16 protein-coding genes are annotated in these 15,750 nt (G+C 56.9%); 3 read left to right on the forward strand and 13 right to left on the reverse strand.

Features of this window, described 5'->3' with window-relative positions:
* From HEP89_RS23050 to HEP89_RS23090, 9 genes are all read right to left on the reverse strand, one after another.
* On the reverse strand, window positions 1–381 hold the full coding sequence (locus HEP89_RS23050; RefSeq protein ID WP_168693142.1) for a head decoration protein: 381 nt from the start codon (window positions 379–381) through the stop codon (window positions 1–3).
* Window positions 382–384: 3 nt separating this feature from the next.
* Window positions 385–1,428, reverse strand: coding sequence for a head maturation protease, ClpP-related (locus tag HEP89_RS23055; RefSeq protein WP_168693143.1), 1,044 nt, complete (start codon window positions 1,426–1,428; stop codon window positions 385–387).
* A gap of 15 nt (window positions 1,429–1,443) precedes the next feature.
* Entirely contained in the window at window positions 1,444–1,710 is a 267-nt protein-coding gene (locus HEP89_RS23060; RefSeq protein WP_168693144.1) for a hypothetical protein, read from the reverse strand.
* Window positions 1,707–3,320 carry a phage portal protein gene (locus tag HEP89_RS23065; RefSeq protein ID WP_168693145.1) on the reverse strand — a complete coding sequence of 538 codons (1,614 nt, stop codon included), beginning with the start codon at window positions 3,318–3,320 and terminating at the stop codon, window positions 1,707–1,709. The genes HEP89_RS23060 and HEP89_RS23065 overlap by 4 nt, the downstream gene beginning before the upstream one ends.
* The gene (locus HEP89_RS23070; protein ID WP_168693146.1) at window positions 3,299–5,263 is read right to left on the reverse strand and encodes a terminase gpA endonuclease subunit; all 1,965 of its coding nucleotides are present in this window, start codon (window positions 5,261–5,263) and stop codon (window positions 3,299–3,301) included. The genes HEP89_RS23065 and HEP89_RS23070 overlap by 22 nt, the downstream gene beginning before the upstream one ends.
* Complete coding sequence (locus HEP89_RS23075; protein ID WP_209014800.1) at window positions 5,260–5,943, reverse strand: hypothetical protein; 684 nt, start codon at window positions 5,941–5,943, stop codon at window positions 5,260–5,262. The genes HEP89_RS23070 and HEP89_RS23075 overlap by 4 nt, the downstream gene beginning before the upstream one ends.
* A 144-nt stretch (window positions 5,944–6,087) precedes the next feature.
* On the reverse strand, window positions 6,088–6,609 hold the full coding sequence (locus HEP89_RS23080) for a hypothetical protein (RefSeq protein ID WP_209014801.1): 522 nt from the start codon (window positions 6,607–6,609) through the stop codon (window positions 6,088–6,090).
* 212 nt (window positions 6,610–6,821) lie between these two features.
* Window positions 6,822–7,667, reverse strand: coding sequence for a hypothetical protein (locus tag HEP89_RS23085; protein ID WP_168693148.1), 846 nt, complete (start codon window positions 7,665–7,667; stop codon window positions 6,822–6,824).
* A 334-nt stretch (window positions 7,668–8,001) separates the two neighbouring features.
* Window positions 8,002–9,663: a primase-helicase family protein gene (locus tag HEP89_RS23090; protein WP_168693149.1), complete on the reverse strand. Its 1,662-nt coding sequence runs from the start codon at window positions 9,661–9,663 to the stop codon at window positions 8,002–8,004.
* Between the two features lie 86 nt (window positions 9,664–9,749).
* On the opposite strand from HEP89_RS23090, the gene HEP89_RS23095 reads away from it, so the two are divergent.
* Complete coding sequence (locus HEP89_RS23095) at window positions 9,750–10,766, forward strand: hypothetical protein (protein WP_168693150.1); 1,017 nt, start codon at window positions 9,750–9,752, stop codon at window positions 10,764–10,766.
* Window positions 10,767–10,768: 2 nt separating this feature from the next.
* Here HEP89_RS23095 and HEP89_RS23100 read toward each other — a convergent pair whose 3' ends face one another.
* Window positions 10,769–11,977 (reverse strand): CHC2 zinc finger domain-containing protein, encoded by a 1,209-nt coding sequence (locus HEP89_RS23100; protein ID WP_168693151.1) that lies wholly within the window; start codon window positions 11,975–11,977, stop codon window positions 10,769–10,771.
* Between the two features lie 44 nt (window positions 11,978–12,021).
* On the opposite strand from HEP89_RS23100, the gene HEP89_RS23105 reads away from it, so the two are divergent.
* Together HEP89_RS23105 and HEP89_RS23110 are read left to right on the forward strand one after the other, a co-directional pair.
* Window positions 12,022–12,744 carry a hypothetical protein gene (locus tag HEP89_RS23105; RefSeq protein ID WP_168693152.1) on the forward strand — a complete coding sequence of 241 codons (723 nt, stop codon included), beginning with the start codon at window positions 12,022–12,024 and terminating at the stop codon, window positions 12,742–12,744.
* A gap of 161 nt (window positions 12,745–12,905) precedes the next feature.
* Window positions 12,906–14,078, forward strand: a complete 1,173-nt coding sequence (locus HEP89_RS23110) for a pentapeptide repeat-containing protein (protein WP_168693153.1) — start codon at window positions 12,906–12,908, stop codon at window positions 14,076–14,078.
* Window positions 14,079–14,515: 437 nt separating this feature from the next.
* Here HEP89_RS23110 and HEP89_RS23115 read toward each other — a convergent pair whose 3' ends face one another.
* The 3 genes from HEP89_RS23115 to HEP89_RS23125 are packed head-to-tail and all read right to left on the reverse strand — an operon-like array spanning window position 14,516 to window position 15,559.
* The gene (locus HEP89_RS23115) at window positions 14,516–14,737 is read right to left on the reverse strand and encodes a hypothetical protein (protein WP_168693154.1); all 222 of its coding nucleotides are present in this window, start codon (window positions 14,735–14,737) and stop codon (window positions 14,516–14,518) included.
* Window positions 14,734–15,228 (reverse strand): hypothetical protein, encoded by a 495-nt coding sequence (locus HEP89_RS23120; protein ID WP_168693155.1) that lies wholly within the window; start codon window positions 15,226–15,228, stop codon window positions 14,734–14,736. Before HEP89_RS23120 ends, HEP89_RS23115 begins: the two co-directional genes overlap by 4 nt.
* 28 nt (window positions 15,229–15,256) lie before the next feature.
* On the reverse strand, window positions 15,257–15,559 hold the full coding sequence (locus HEP89_RS23125) for a hypothetical protein (RefSeq protein WP_168693156.1): 303 nt from the start codon (window positions 15,557–15,559) through the stop codon (window positions 15,257–15,259).
* Between the last annotated feature and the right edge of the window lie 191 nt (window positions 15,560–15,750).

The raw sequence follows: 15,750 nt of genomic DNA on the forward strand, positions 1-15,750 counted from the left end.
TTAGCGTGCCTTGATGCCGACAGCGCGCAGCTGGTCGAGCTTGGTTGCGGTTTTGGTGTCATCGTCTACGGAGGCATGGAAAAGAAGCATCGGCTTCTTGACCTCTGCGTCGGCGGTGTAGGCGACGACTTTCTGGTCCGCGTCGGTTGCGTCGACAAGATATCCAAGGATCGCCGTTGCGACCTCTGCGCCTTCCTTGCCAACGACCTCGGCGTTCGGCGAGAAAACATATTTCTCCGAAGCGGTGACTTTGCCGAGGACGGAACCCGGCTCAAGAACACCTTCCCCGGAGGCGATGGTCACGGTATCGACGGACCGCTTGCCCGATGCCTCGGAAAGCACAAAGGCAAGATTGCGCGGCCCCATGGTCTTGTTCTCCATGGCTTATGCACCTTTCATCTGCTGAGCGCGGGAGGCAAAGATGCCTGCGCGGTTGAGTTTCGCCTGTGCAGGCTTCGGGCCATCGGAGGGCAGAGCCTGGCCGGAGGCACGAAGTCGCTCGGCTTCATAGGCGGCTGGGTTCGCCTCTTCCTCTGCTTCGCTCGTCGGCTGTGCGGCGACGCCTGCAGCGAGAATTGCGACTGCGTCTTCGGCAGTCATGTCGGTACTAAACGCAAGGTGCTGCGCCTGAGCCTCGCGACCTTTTGCTTCATCAGAGCCAAGAATGGCCTTGATACGCGTTTGGGCAGCGGCGGTCGCATCGGCAGTCACCTTTGCGACATCGACGGATTTACCGCCCGCCTCGGTTGTTTCAGCCATGCTGGTCTCCTCTTGGCTGGTTGGTGCGGCGGACGCCGCAATTCGGTTGATCTCGCGCTCGAAGGTCCACCCCTTCTCGACGGAAAGGGCGACAAGACGCTCCGGTGCGTTGGCATAAACGCGATAGTCGAAGGCGGTTGCCTGCTTGGCCTTGGCCTCTTCGGCTTCGTCGGCAAACCCGGCCTCGACCGCCTCATCAGCGGTGAACCAGGTTTCGTCTTTCATGATCTGGCGAACCTCTGCCAGATCCTTGCCGCTGCGAGCGCTGTAGAGCGACGACATCTGCTCGGCGAGCTTGTTGAGCGCTGCGGAGGTTTTGTCATGGTCGCTGGCGGTTCCATAGGTAGAGCCGGACGGATCGTGGATCATCAGCTCGGAACCGGCACGCATGACAATGCTGTCGCCGGCGAGCGCAATGACCGAGGCGGCCGAGGCGGCGATCGCGTCGATCTTGACGGTCACGGTGCCCTTGTGCGCCTTCAAGGCGTTGTAGATCGCGATGCCTTCGAAGGCGTATCCGCCACCGGAGTTCAGCAATACGGTCAGGTCGTTGTCGGTGCCATGCTCCGCAAGCGCCTGCAGCACCTCGCTCGACGTGAAACCCTCACGCCATAGGCTTTCCCCAACGAACCCGTAAAGAACGAGTTCGCCGTTCACATAAACCGCCATCGGTCTTTCCTTGATTTAGATGAAACGAAGTCTGCGAGAACGGCCCTGCCGCCCCTTCCCGTTCGCGCGAGCGCATTGCCCTTCGTAGTCGGCAATCAGGCTTTTGAGCTGCGTGACGTTGGCCTTGCTGAAGGTGACCTCTTCACCACCCATGCGGATGATCAATTCTGAAGATCCGCTCGCGACAGCGATCAGACGTTTCTTCAACGCCGTCACAACATCGCAAGGTGCGTTGATGTCGACATCTTCACCGCCGATCTGGATGACCGAGGAAATACTCAAACCTCTTCCTCCTTCGGATCGTCGGGCTCTTCAACAGGCGTGCGCGCAGCTGGCGCTTTAGGTGCGTACGGCGAAGCCATCCCGGCCTCTTCGTATCGACGATGTGTTTCGAGCCGCTGCTCGAAGAGATCGTCCGGATCGAGGCCAAGATCCGCAGCCTCGATCTCGATAGAGCTTGTGCCATTGTTCAGCCGCTCGCTGGAGGCCTTGGAACTCTTCAGATCGTCGGCTGTCGGCTTCGGCGGTCCTTCCCAGGACGCCTGCAGAATGGCATCACGGTTCGCAAGGAACGCGCGATACCCACCTTTGAAGGGAATGCGCCCCTCTCCGATCTCCTCGTCGAGCCACGCTTCATAAACAGTACGCTCAACCGGTACTGCACAATGATCGCGCCGCCGCTTGACCACCGGCCAGATGGACGAGTTTTCCATCCGTACAGACGAATAGGTCGCGTTGGTATGATCCATAGTAAGCGCGCCATAGGAAATACCAATGGCGCGGGCTGTGTCGCGCGACAAAGCATTCGAAAACGGCAGATACTGGTTTCCCGGAGTGCCCGCCGCCTTGAAGTCGAGCTTCTCGCCTGGAGCCAGGTGTGAAACTTGCGGGTCGCCGCCAATGCGGATCTCAGACTCTGCCGCAGCTTCCAGACTGCCCTTCAGGTAGTCGACATAGTCGTTCGCGTAGTCCGAAGCACCTTCGACATCTTCCTGCTTCAAGACCTCAAGCGCCTCAAAGGCTTCCATGGTCGGTTTTTCGCTGGTGAGCGTTGCCGCAAAAACGGTCTGCAAGATCGCGGTCTGAAGTGTGGCATCGTCCAGCAACTCGTGCTGGATATGCTTGCGGAACGCAGATGCAAGAACCGAGATCCCCCGCACATCCGTCGCGTCCATCGGATTGAAGACGTGAAGGACGATGTCCCGCCCAGAACGATCATACGCATCATACTTGCGTTTGACGGAAATCCCGGCCTCGCGCTCCTCAAAGAGATAGCCGACAGGCCTGCCGTTTTCGTCCTGATAGACACCCTGATAGAGCCCCTCAACCTCGTTTGTATCCTGAACGAGACGATGGGGCGGTGTCAGGCAAAGTTTCGTGCCGGTCGTGATCCCGTAGCGACGACGGACGGCGCGAGGCATGTACTCAAGAAGACCGGTAACTTCGCCGTATGCCATATCCCAGCGAAGGGCGACGTCGACGAGCTGTGACAAGCTGAACTTGCCCCGGAAATCTACCTCCTTCCGGTTCTTCCGGTACCGGTTCCAACGCCGCTTTACGAGCCGACGCCATTCCTTGATCTCATTGTCGCTCCAACCCAAGCCGGAGAAGTCAGGCGTTGGCGTCATCTTGAGCCCGCTACCGACCGTGTCGGCAATCACCTGGTCAGCGGCACCGCGGAGCCGGCCGGAATTCTTGATAAGGTCCAGCGCGAGTGCCGCGGCGCGTTGCCACGATTGACGGATATCATCCCGGCTCTCGACCAGAGAAACCATGCGCGAGGCAATGACGCCGGAACGGGTGTCCCGGAGATAGCGGCTCTGCGGCCGAAAATCGGAACGCGCGCGCAGCGGACGGCCATGCACGTCAATCAGCCCGTTCGTTTTCGCCATTTGCTGCGCGATGCCTTCTCAGGTTCAGGGTTGGTTTCTGGTTCGGTTTCCGGCGCGGGCTCGGGCGCCGGCTGGCTCAGGAGATCCTCGAAATCGCCTTGTGCCTCTTTCGGGAACGTTTCCCGTTCAGCCTCGTATTTGTCCCAAAGCAATTCGGGCATGTCGCGAACACCAAACCGAAGCGCTGCCGCCTCTGCCTGGTTCATGGTGTCGAGGGCTTCGTTCGCCTGCTTTGGGTCTTTTTCCCAGTTGTAGACGTCAAAACCGTCCTTGTTTTTCTTCGAGACACGACGCTCGGCCGTCAGCTGCCGGTAATATTCATCGTCCAGCCCGGTCGGGAATGCGATGTAACCGGCTGCCAGCGGATCTTCTTTGCGGCAATTCCTGTAAAGCGCCATTTTCATCACCGACGCATTGAAGGAATAGAAGCGTTTGGACCACTTCAGGAGCTTGCCTGTCTTCTTGTGCCGTTCCTTCTTCACCGGCAGAAGCATCGGAGCGCTGTCGGAATTATTGCCGCGAACCATCATCACGACGCTGGCCGGATGCTTCTTCACCCATTCCCAAACGTCCTCGGTGTACGCATTGCCATCGATCGCGATGCGATCCGCCGAGATTTTACGGCCGTAGGCGTTCGGCCAGGTCTGCTTCACCAGGGCGTTCAGTTTCTCCTGACAGCTCTCTTCCGAGATATGCCCTGAAAAGACGCCATATTGGATCACGAACCGGTTCTTGTTCCGGCCCCAACCGACGACATGCCATTCCACTCGGTCGTCCTGACAATCGATGCCGATCGTGAGGATCACAGCGCCCGGAGGAATGCGCCCACGGGCATAGTCAGAGACCGCGCCGCGGTCGCGCAAACCTTCCCAAGGTGGAGCTTCACCCTGCGTCTGAAACGCTAGCCCGACGACGTCGTTCATAAACGTCTGTTCGCTGGCCGGATCTCCCTTCGCCTTCAACCAGGCACGGGCGATCCGCTCAAAGGTTTGCAGAACCGAATAGGCAGACCAGATCCAGAAGGAGCGATGCTGCCGCTTTGCTTTTGGGTTCTGAGCGCGCCATTCAAGGCGTTTATTCAGCTCAGACCGGTGATGCTCCTCAATCGCTGCGCCGCAATCGGGTGCTTCGCAATAGAAACAAGCATTTTCCGGGTGCTCTTCATCCAGATAGGCAAGCATGTTTTCCCATCTGAGAACCTGCATGTGACCGCAATGCGGACACGGGACGTAAGGAAGCTCCTGACTTCCGTCTTCAAAGTTGCGCGTGATCCGGCAACCCGGCATCACAAGCGGCGTCGAGATCTTGAAGATCTTCGCGAATTCGTGCGCCTGGCTGCGGCTGTCGGCCTGTGCCTCCGGATCACCGGCTGTATTGGTTTCCCATTTCGCCAGATCGTCCTGCACTTGGCGCTTCATCGTCACCTGGCTGAGCGATGCCGGCGAATTCGCACCGGAGATCTGGATAGCTCCACGACCATCCACCCGCTCCTTGTAAAGAACGGAATCGCTGCCATCGCGAGACGACTGCGGAAACAGCGCCTTCAACGATGCCGAGTTCTTCAGCATCGGCGACAGCTTCATCTTCGACCAGCGCTTCGCGTTCCCCTCAGTCGGATGGACATAGAGGAAATCAACCGGGTCCATTTCAATGGAACCGCAGGTGAAGATGTTGGCGAGCACAGTGCCGCCAAGCTGCGCGCTCTTTGCCAGCGTCACGATCCGGCAAGGATCGTCAGGCGAAAGAGCGCGCAGGATCTCGTCGAAATATCCGAACAGGTTCCGGTTGTAGTTGCCCTTGAAGGGGCTTTCACGCTCGGAAAAGCTGACCTTGTTCTCGGCGTAATCCAGATAATCGACAGGCGGCGGCGGGTTCAAAACCTCAGACAGGGCCTCAAGCGACAAGCGGCGCGGGTTCGCTGTGTCGACTGTGAGGTAGGTCATTCTTCTTCGCTGGTCTCGATTTCCGACTTGATCGTTTCGGGTTCTTCATCCGCCTCATTGCGGGCAGCCTTCGCGGCCTTCGCGCGGATCTCCCGGAACTCACCCCGCAGGAGGTGAAGAACATCCCTTGAAGGTACCTTGAACTTGCCCGCAACAGCATTTGCGAAGTCCGGAAGGCTTCCCTCAAATATGTCGAGAAGCTTGCCGGCCATCTGGTTCATTTCCGCCTTTACAGCGGCTGTCTCAGTGAACCGGCCCTTCCTCTTCTCTTCTTCCTCTGTAGCCTTCCGGCTGGTGATGCGCGCCTGCAGGAGCTTTTCCTGCTTGAGCTGATCCTCAACGGTCGGGCCTGTGTCTTCTGGCGTAGGCCACGCAGCAGGAGATCGCTGCGGCGGACCTGGTTGGAAAGGAAGCTCGCTTCCAGCTGGATGCGGCGGAGCGGCCGGCGGTTGCTGGAGGCGCGTGCCGAGACCGTTGCCCATCATCTGGCCGATATCCAGCTTCATGCGGAGCTGCGCCAATGCAGGCTGAACCCGGATCTTGGCGCGGCGGCCCTCGCCGTCCAACGCCTCACCGGAAAGCTTGCCTTCGCTGATGTATTGCGAAACCCGGCCCGGAGTGACGCAGATCAGTTGCGCAAACTCTCCTTTGGACAGGGTTTCCGGCATAGGTGCGTCCACCGCCCAGATCCCCTCAAGTTCTCAACTTTAGAAGTTTAGCCCTCAACTTTAATTTTAGGCTTTGAATTTAGCGTCAGACTGACGAGATCTCGGGAGCTTCCCGCCCGTGGCGGGGCGAGGCCCGGTGTACGGTCCCTAAAGCCTTCAGCCGAAGACCTTGCCTGTCTCGCGCTTCACCTCATGGATGACGCGCATCGGCAAGACCTTGGCGACTGTTGTTTGCCATGCCTCGGCACTCGCACCCTTCACCAGTTCCGTTGGTAAGATGACGCCTGACTTCTGATTCTTGATCGGCAGGCGTCCCGAACCCGAACGCGCATAGACATGCCCGCCCATGTTGAGAGCGACACGAGACGGAAACTTTCCGCCCTTGATGAACGTGCCTTTGAAGATCTTGCGCTGACCGAAAGGCCTGGCGCTGACACCGCTGTGGGTTTCCCTCGCGTCGAAATGCTTGAGGGCGATATCCCCGCCCCGTGCCTTGATCCGGTAAACGAGCGACGAGGCCGACGCCCGAACCGGGACCATGGCGGCCCGGACGGTTCGCAGTTTCAGGCCGGTTTGCTTTACCAGCGCACGGCCCGTCCTGGTCCGCCCCTGCGATCCCGCCCGGTTCAACGACCGCGATCCAATCAAACGGATCGTTCGGCCCGAAAGTTTGGACATGGCACGATCCAGCTCCCTGATGCCGGTGACATCAGACCAATACATACCGAGCATGCCAGAACCTCAGATCACGGACTTGATCGATACAGCCAAAGAGCTGCGCACAGGTGTCGATACGATCAAGCGCGCACATGGCAACCCCAACAAAAAACCCCGCGGGCGTTGCCAGCGGGGTGTGAACCTTTTTCAGTGCGGTTTTTGTATGTCAAGCGTCAGGTTGCAGTCAAGGATATTTTTCGCGCAATACGGATCGGGCGACCTCTCAACCGCTTCTCGGTGTCGACAACATTCCACGGCTCTGCTGGCCTCGGGGTCATCACGGGCTCATAGTCAGTGAGAGTATTCGCAAGCATTTCAACGAGTTCACCAAGGGTTGCCAGCCAAAGCTGATATTCGCCACGCTTCACCAACGCCTCGTGCGGATCGGGATGCAGATATTTCTTCTGATACGCACCACGCTTCGGGCGCTTCCGGTATTTGTCCCAGCCATCATCCTGCTCAACCTGCGCAGTCACGCGCGTGCCGCCATCGTCATAGTACCGGTGCTTGACCAACCGAAACCAGACCGGGCCGCCGTGCTCTCCGCAAACAGTCAGCAGCTCAGGTGCTTCGCAACTTCCATCCGGGCAGCCGCCCATGATCGCGTAACTTTGCACCAATTGTCCAACTGGACGCTGCAGCCAACGCTGCCCCTGACCATCCACGACAGTCAGGCTGTTAACAGCGCCATTGATTGCGTTCCGCCCATGCTCGCCGAAGGCGGCCAGTTCCGGCATCGGACACCAATCGGGCGGCAGATCAAGATCCAGAAAATTGAATGAGCAAACTGCCTCATGCACCTTCATGGCATCAGGATGCACGACCTCATCAAATCGCGAGAATTGACGGTCAGGTGCTCTGCCGGAGGTATCGACCCTGGTGCCCAGAAGCCCCAGCTCAATGATGGCAAAGAAGTTCGAGCCAGCCACCGCGCTTTGAACCCCGTCACGAGCCCCCTTCGGCAACTCTTCGCAATAGGCCCACTTCAGCAGCTTTTCGATATCGATGCGTCTCTTCATGCCCAAGCCCCGGTTTTGCAGGATTTCAAGTGGTGGTCCATGTGGTCCATAGTGGTCCAGTCAAATAAAAGACTATATGGACCGGCATTCTCGTTGCCCTTCAATGACTTAGCGTCGTGGTCCAGATGGTCCGGGCAAACCAGCCATGTGGAGAGCAGGTGCAAAGGGGTAGATCGGCAAACGGACCTCACGCGCGCGCGGGGCGTGATTTTGTATGGACCACGTGGACCATATGGACCAACCGTTGATTTCATTGGCTAATCCCGGTCCACACTGTAACCGGTGGTCCACGCAGAGGGTGGACCAAGGCTGCCGGAAAGCCGTTCTCCCCCTCTCATCCTGTCTCTCTCCACGCGGAGAGCTCGCTTTGAAAGGTTGGCAAGTCGATCTCTACGGGCCAATCGACTGCCTGCCCAACAGCCTCTTCGAAGCTTCGGCGGCAATCCTCCAGGCTCGGAAAGATATAGACCCGTTTCCGCGTACCACCGTCGCGTGGCCGCGCCTCTGGAATCCCAGGAATGAGCTTCAACAATGATTTGCCGAATTGGTTCAGGTCTGCGCGCCGCTTTATCCCGACTTTGTCAGCCGAGGCGAGATATTCCTCATAGAGGATCTGCTTGATGATGCTGCCACCTGGCTGCCAGCTGTCATCTGCCTTGAGCAACGTCCCCTCAAAAAGCCGCTCGAAAAAGAACTGATCGACACTGTCGAGCGATCGCAGCTTTTGTTGCAGCAGCGCACCCGTCCGCGGGATCTGACGCAGGTTAACGGAATTCAGATCGAAAGCCAGCAGATCGGCCAGCAGCGCCTGGCGCCCGCCCTCCTCCAGCTCAGACATCATTTCTCCGAAATAGCCATGGTTCTCCTTGGCGTTTGGCGCGCAGTCCAACACGCAATACCGGCGCTCATCCTTGCCGGCCGGCACAACCCAGTCCTCGTTGGAGGTCATCATGATGCGCACGAAGTTATCGAGCCGGTACGGGTCAACGCCCTTCGACTCGATCATCTGCGTTTTCGAGGTGATCAACCCTTTGAGACGACCTTCGGCCACTTTGTCACCAGCCCACACCGCCTCTTCAGCCTGGAGTAACAGACAGGCACTCATATGGGCATTGAACTGCCCGGTAATGTACCGTGGATCATCCACTTGGAAGAAATGAGGCGCGATCAGGCTGCCCATCACTTCGCCCATGATCGACTTGCCGGTTCCCATCAAACCACGGATGACAAGCGCAGTGCCCGGCCGTTCGCGCGGCCGCTGAAGCATGTGTGCGAACCAGGCGAACACCCAACGAAACAGCTCGGTGTCCTCGTTGCAGATGTTGGTCAGCATATGGTCTTTCAGAACCGACCATGACCCGGCCTTTGCGTCAGGCCGATAAGAAAAGCCCTGCCAAAGATTGAGGTAACCGCGCGTTCCCGCCTTCCCTTCCGGGTTCGGAAAGAACTCGATGCCGTCGTACTGACGGCGGTGGCGTTCACCTTCCCATCGCTTCGACCAGGACACGGTCTTGATCTTACCGTCCGCCCCCATCACCTGCGTGGGTTTGTTGTTATAGAGCCTGTGGAAGGAGTCCACCTGGACAACACGAACGCGGTCCTCTTCCTTGGCATGCGGCTGTTCGCGCACCATAGCAACCTTGGATCCGATCAGGACAAGCGACCACTCCGCATTCATCTTTTCGAGTGAATAGCCCCATTCTTGCGGCACAGGCGCACTGGATCCGGTGTCATTGTCCGTATCATTTTCCTGATCCGTCAGAATTTCGGCGTCAACGTCCGTTGTGCCGGGCTGACTGGCGTTTTCGATCATGGCTCGCACACGCGCCAAGCCGTCTGCGCGCGGATCACTGGCATCCGTGTTTTTTAAGTTGCCAGTCTGTCCTTTTGTTTTCCCGGCACTACCTGTTTTCGCCTTTCCGGCGCTAAGTTCAGCCCGCAGTTTTGCATGTACGTCATGCTTCTCCGCCCCACTCGATGCCCCGGTCTCCGTCACTGCAACGATCTCCTCGTCAACCCAGAGGAGAAGCAGTAAACTTCTACCATTGATGATTTAAGGTTACAGCTCGGTGGGCAAAACTCATGGATTACTTCAGAACCAAGACGTTTCGTTTGATTTTTGCAATTAACTGCACAGTTGCGTTGGTTATCGCTGCCGTCTGGGCCCTTCAGGAAATCCCAAAACCAGACAACAAGGAAACGGAAGTTTTTGCAGTCATCCACCCCACTGAAGAACTGCAAGCCAACATGCAGATGTACATTTTCACTCGAATTGATGAAGCAATGCGAGTTGCAGAGTACACAAGCACCCCGCTTATCGACTTCTTTCCCGATGCAGATGATTTCACGAAAAGCATCATCAATCGAATTGACAAGACCGCTAAGCCGTCCGAAATGTTGGATCTCGTTTCCAATGAGATCGCCCGATACCAAAAAGCCGTCAAAATTCGGGTCTTGCCTCCGCCGAATATTTTGGTCGGCAAAGAATACGACTTGGCGGTTGGCGTTACCTACGATGTTGCGCTGATCAACGACTGGGCTTCGATCGCGCCCACGCCGGGCCTCGCGTCGGAATTTGAGATTGAAATTTATGCGGGCGACTACAGTCTCAGCAAGCCGCTTTCGATCGAAAGGACACTGATAAGCGGCAAGGAAGAAATCTTCCGCTGGCGTTTTTCTGCACCCAATAGTGCCCCCTCGCCCATGCACCTCAATGTCACGCAACTCATTAGGTTCGGCGAGCGGACCGTGCCGATAGGAACGGGAGAAGAAGTAAACTTCGTCGTACGCGGCACGCCAGCCTCTACGTTGACAGAGTGGCTCACGGAGAATGTCGGGCCTATTTCCACTGCAACTGACTATGCCAAATTCGCCGCAATTATCTTCGGTTTGATAGCCAGCCTTTATGCTGCAGTTAAGCTGTTTTTCATTTTTGCAGACAAGTTCAAAGGGCTTTTCAAGGAGCGATTCAGGGGTATGCTGCAACGTTTGGTTTGGGCGCAGCAACGTGCGTTCAGTCGCCGAAAGATGCCCCCCGTCAAAAACAAGGAAGAGAAGCCAAGTCCCTGGGTTCAAGACACGCATTCCGATGGCGAATAGTGTCATGCCGCCCCCCGCACCAAGTCATTGTAATCTTGCCCCTCAGGTGCCCAGGCATCGAACTGCCGGCGGCCGAGTTTCGCCCACCGTGCGTTCGCCCGCGCCATCACCTGTTCGGCGGTAAAGCGATCACTGTCGCCATCACCGAGACGAACAACTTCCTCGACCTGGTCGGGAATGGTCAGCGCCCTCGGGTCATCCATATCCGGGAAAGGCCCAGGCACCTTGAGCGGGCGACCAGCCCTGTTCTTCAGGTGCGGGTGCGCGATCGTTTCAATGGCCTTGCCGCCCATGGATTGCAGATCGATGGAAACCCAATAGGCCGTTCGGCTGAAAACATCGGTTCCATATTCGGCCAGGGCGACAGACGCAGTCGTCTCCCACCCCTCGCCGACAACCAGCCGGGTGAAGCCTTCAGGCTGCAACAGCTTTATGGAGGCGTTTCGCTTTGAGCCGCGGATCTTCTTTGGCGCGATCAGTGACGGCTTTCCACCCTCGCGCGGGTCCGCATATGGATCTTCCAGCTCAATCTTCCGTCCTGGTCGGCGCGGGTCGAAATAGGTGATGTGCACACCGGCAAACGAGCCATCCAGCCCGGTTATCGGCGCCAGCATTGCCGGCCCGGAAAAGAGCACGAAAAACTCCTGCCGTTTCTGGCCCGGTACCGGCCGCGAGTGCCAGTATTTGAAATGCGGGTGGAACCGAAGCGGCAGAACGAACGGCAGCGGCGCCAATCCGCGTCCCCGCAGATAGCCAACACCTTCCGTACCGCCTACGCGGCCGCCATATCCCCAAAGCTTGAAAGCCTTCTTGATTTCCTCTTGGCGGCGAGCCTCGGCAAAAGCCTCCTGCTCTCTCCGCTTGTCCTCTGCCCGCGCCTTGTCCTCGGCGATCTTCTCCAGGCTCAGCGGCTCCGCTTCAGCATTGCCACCAAGACGCTCCATTGCCTCAACAAAGGAAAGCCCCTCGACGTTCTGCAGAAACGTGAACTGATCACCCGTCGCGCCACAGCCAAAGCATTTGTATCGATGGTCCCGATCAACGCAGTGAAAGGACGGGCTGTTCTCCACGTGGAACGGGCAGCAAGCCCAGAAGTCACCAGCGTTGGCGTTCGTCTTCGCCCTGTCCCAGGTCACGTGCCGGCCGATGATGCTCGAGATCGGATTATTCGCCTTAACGCGTTCCTTCTCGGCTTCGGTATAGCGTTTCATGGGAAGACTCCCATCTGCAACCGGGCCGTGTTATTGGCAAGAAAATGAGAACGTTTCGGGAAATACTTCCAGCTTTGTCTCCAGTCTGGCTGTACTTCGTTGGACTTGGACTTCTTGCACTTGGATATTGGATTATGCCGATGGATTGGTCTGGAATTCGAGAGATTTCGAATTGGATGGGCATCTTTGGAACGTTGGCAGGCGCTTTGGTTACTGTAAGCGGCGCTTATTTGATTGCACGATATCAAATAAAACCACTTCTTCAACAAAACATAAGCGCCGAGACGAAGGCCTTTATTGATCGCGCAAAAGAATGCTCTGCCATTTCTGAAGAAATTTTCAATTTTCAAATTGAAATTATTGAAATTACAAAGGACTGTTCCTTTATAAGTGAAGATAATGAGAAGCTTGACGCTGTTTATGCGCTGCCTCAATGGAGTAAAATCAAAGCTCAAGCACAACGCATCGAAAACTTTTCCGTTCAGGCTGATCTCAGAATAAGACGGCTTCCAATTTATCCAGACACAAACTCTGAAGTAATAAAAGTTAGACAACAGTATCGAAGCACACTCGAAGAAGTTGAATCTATAATGAGCAAGCTCTGCTATTTTTGCAATTCTCGCGAAACAAACGATATTTCTAAGATGAAAGAGCTGAGCAAACGGGCATTTACTGAAATTATTAAGTATGCAGATTGCACCTATCTGATGATCAACGCACTTGAAGAGGAACAAAACCGACTTGAAGGCCTGATCAGAAAGCCATGAGATCATCGAACTCGCTCCATTGATTGTGGCCACCCAATCTGTTTGGCATGCGCTACTGGCGATATTTGGCAAGTCGGTGAAAAGGTTGCGCATCAAGTCACCCTCCTCTTGTCGAACTGACGGAAAGTCGGCAAGTTCAAGACGGAATGGGGGACACCTGAATGGGGCTTATTTCTTGGCTGCTCGGTATGGACCGGCCACGGCTTCGGTGGTGGCTGGCTGCTCTGGCGGTCATGGCCGTGCTCATCGGCGTCAGTCCATTTCTTTGGGTACTGTGCCTGCACGCTTATCACATTGTCATAGAAGCCTTTTCCAAGGGGCCTGCCCACTACTTGCAGGAAATAGCTGCGCAACCAGACAACGAGTTCTTTGCCAACGTGCGAAATCTTGGCCTTATCGCACTCGGCATCATCGGAACGGCGTTGGCACTCTGGCGCTCGGTCCTCGCCCATCGAGCCCACAGACTGTCCGAAAAGGGGCTGAATCTGGATCGCTACCAGAAGGGTGCACAAATGTTGGAAAGCCTGGACCTGTCTGTCCGCTTTGCTGGCATTTACGCCCTGCGTGATCTTGCCATAAGCGATCCGGACGAAAGCTACAGTCTTGTGCTCGACCTGCTCTTTGACTTTGTCCGCGAACGATCCAAGGTTCGCGTCAAATCCGTCAGTCCTGTACCTGTCCACCCCAAAGTATACTACGCCCCGTTTCCGGCCGATCTGCAAAAGGCCTTGGAAGTGGTATCCAGTCTTCGCCGCACACTGCCAAACGCTCGATCCCTCGAACGTGGCTGCCTGTTGGATCTCCGCAATGCAAACTTGTTCGGTGCGGATTTGGCGGGATTGTACATGCCCAAAGTGAAGCTTCTTCATGCGCAAATGTCCGGTGCTAACCTGAAAGGAGCGAACCTTAAAGGAGCAAGCCTTCCCGTTGCGAACCTGTCCGGAGCGATCCTGGACGGAGCAGACCTTTCCAAAACGAACCTGACTGGATCGTCTCTTGTCAGAGCGCACTTGTTTTATGCAAACCTGTCCGGAGCGACGCTGACTGGAGCGGATCTGTCTCGAGCAATCCTTTCGGGAGCGCGCCTGTCTGAAACAAACCTGACCGGAACAAACCTGTCCGGAGCGGATGTATCCTCTCCAGACATCGACATTACGAACGCCTGGGCCGTGAGAATTAATCCGCCCAAGGGCGTCTCCGAAAAGATTATGGAAGGCCTCACACTCCGTAACGAAAATGAACTCCGAGCTGAGCATCTCAAACGACTTTTGGCGGCTGAAAATCGAAAGGGCAGCTGGACTGAAAGGCTCCGTAAGAGAGATCCCAATATCTGACATCGCACCGACCCTAACTACCGCAGCAACATCAATGCCCGCCTTCCTCGCCAACGTTGGAAGCGGCGTGCTTGTGAAGCCGTTTTCGTTTCCGCGCATAGGCATGAGTATCTTGACGACGCTTAACCCGTCCGTTTCCAGTGCGGTTGGGCTGTGAGCATCGGGAGTAGTGAGCTTGATTTCAGCCGCGAGACAGCTCACGACTGACTGCATGATCTCTTTCCAAGTGATTTCGCAGACCATGAGCCAGCCGGAGTTGTCATAGTCGGCCATCCATCCGCCCGACATGACCTTGTGGTTTTCCGAAGAGCGCGCCGATCCACCGGAGGTCAACCGGTACGGCGCATGGAAACATGCGACAGGAAAACGGCGGCCAAGCTTCGGAACCACATCGCGCGCATCCCCCGGGTGCAGCTCGATCTGCCCGTCCAGATACGTCAGCACGACATCACCTCCGGCTCTTCCGAAAACAGATGCGGATGGGTCTGAACCGCCGTCACCGCACCAAGCTCTTTCAGAACCGTCATGCGCGCCGCGATCTTCTCTTCGCCATCGTACGCCGGCTCATAAACATCCTTCGGCCCCTCAGGATGGAACACCCACAAGACGACAGCAGCCGGATCCAGCTGCACGATTTGCTCGGCGGTCATGCTTTTCATTCCGGGTCTCCTTCGGTGCGGCCGAGCGGCGTCAGCGCGTAGGCGCGGCCGTCGCGGGTCAAGAGGTCTGCAGAAACAAGAAATTCGAGTGCCTTGCGGACAGCGGACGGGCCGACGCGTAAATCCGTTGCAGCGCCCTCGACAAAGATGCGATCGGGACCGGCCTCCAGGTCACGCTGCGCCTGGCGCAACAGTGTCTTTTCCAGACCGGACAGCGGCGGCATTGTGCCCGCCCGCCAGACAAACAGAATGTCGCCGTCCTGGTCGCGGCGTACCTTCAGTTGCTGAGCACACAAGGCGATCTCGACGATATCCTGCGCCTCAACGAACAGAAGCCCGTGATAGCTTGCGATATCGATGACACGGATACCGTCCGGATGCCGCTTGGCGAGATAGTCCATCGCCACGGGGTCGATCACCTGATCAGACTTTCGGACGAAGTCATTCATCGGCGCGAGCAAATCGGGAAGGATGCGCGGTGTCTGGTTCATGCCAACCTCTCCGCACCAGTGAAGTTACTCATTCCCGTCCCTCCACCGCTTGCGCGTGTCGGTCGAGAACTGCGAGCGCCTCAATGGCTGCGGAAAGTTTCGCGCGAATATCAAGGTCCTGGATCTCTTCCAGGCTGACCCGACCGTCGTCGCTTAAAGCTTTGCAGATGGATTCCGCAGCTTCAGCACCACTGCGCACCAGCGCCCCCAATTGCTGGGGCCAACAGGCGTCATTTGTTCGCACTGCCTGAAGCGGCACAAACACACCGCCGGCCAACCTGCATAAGGTGCGCACCACTTCAGGGTTGTCCGCATCCATCGTGAGGTCCATCAACACGTCCGCCGGAACGTGATCGCTTTCGTGGTGGGGAGATCCATACCGTGAAAGTGCCTGCTGCCCGACGCGAGTTGAAACAGCGGCTTCTGACTGACCACCAGCGTCTCTTAACAGCCTTCGAAATGCTGCTTTTATGGCCGCTCGATCATGCTCCGAAGTCGGACGAGACGTCATTGCGTAACCTC

The sequence above is a fragment of the Labrenzia sp. 5N genome, from assembly GCF_012395805.1.
In the GTDB taxonomy this organism is placed as follows: domain Bacteria; phylum Pseudomonadota; class Alphaproteobacteria; order Rhizobiales; family Stappiaceae; genus Roseibium; species Roseibium algicola.

Coding starts and splice junctions, on each gene's coding strand:
- HEP89_RS23085 (WP_168693148.1), bottom strand. CDS start 7,667: ATGAAGAGACGCATCGATATCGAAAAGCTGCTGAAGTGGGCCTATTGC.
- HEP89_RS23080 (WP_209014801.1), bottom strand. CDS start 6,609: ATGTCCAAACTTTCGGGCCGAACGATCCGTTTGATTGGATCGCGGTCG.
- HEP89_RS23120 (WP_168693155.1), bottom strand. CDS start 15,228: ATGAACCAGACACCGCGCATCCTTCCCGATTTGCTCGCGCCGATGAAT.
- HEP89_RS23065 (WP_168693145.1), bottom strand. CDS start 3,320: ATGGCGAAAACGAACGGGCTGATTGACGTGCATGGCCGTCCGCTGCGC.
- HEP89_RS23105 (WP_168693152.1), top strand. CDS start 12,022: ATGAGAACGTTTCGGGAAATACTTCCAGCTTTGTCTCCAGTCTGGCTG.
- HEP89_RS23050 (WP_168693142.1), bottom strand. CDS start 381: ATGGAGAACAAGACCATGGGGCCGCGCAATCTTGCCTTTGTGCTTTCC.
- HEP89_RS23110 (WP_168693153.1), top strand. CDS start 12,906: ATGGGGCTTATTTCTTGGCTGCTCGGTATGGACCGGCCACGGCTTCGG.
- HEP89_RS23125 (WP_168693156.1), bottom strand. CDS start 15,559: ATGGACCTCACGATGGATGCGGACAACCCTGAAGTGGTGCGCACCTTA.
- HEP89_RS23070 (WP_168693146.1), bottom strand. CDS start 5,263: ATGACCTACCTCACAGTCGACACAGCGAACCCGCGCCGCTTGTCGCTT.
- HEP89_RS23115 (WP_168693154.1), bottom strand. CDS start 14,737: ATGAAAAGCATGACCGCCGAGCAAATCGTGCAGCTGGATCCGGCTGCT.
- HEP89_RS23095 (WP_168693150.1), top strand. CDS start 9,750: ATGGATTACTTCAGAACCAAGACGTTTCGTTTGATTTTTGCAATTAAC.
- HEP89_RS23055 (WP_168693143.1), bottom strand. CDS start 1,428: ATGGCGGTTTATGTGAACGGCGAACTCGTTCTTTACGGGTTCGTTGGG.
- HEP89_RS23100 (WP_168693151.1), bottom strand. CDS start 11,977: ATGAAACGCTATACCGAAGCCGAGAAGGAACGCGTTAAGGCGAATAAT.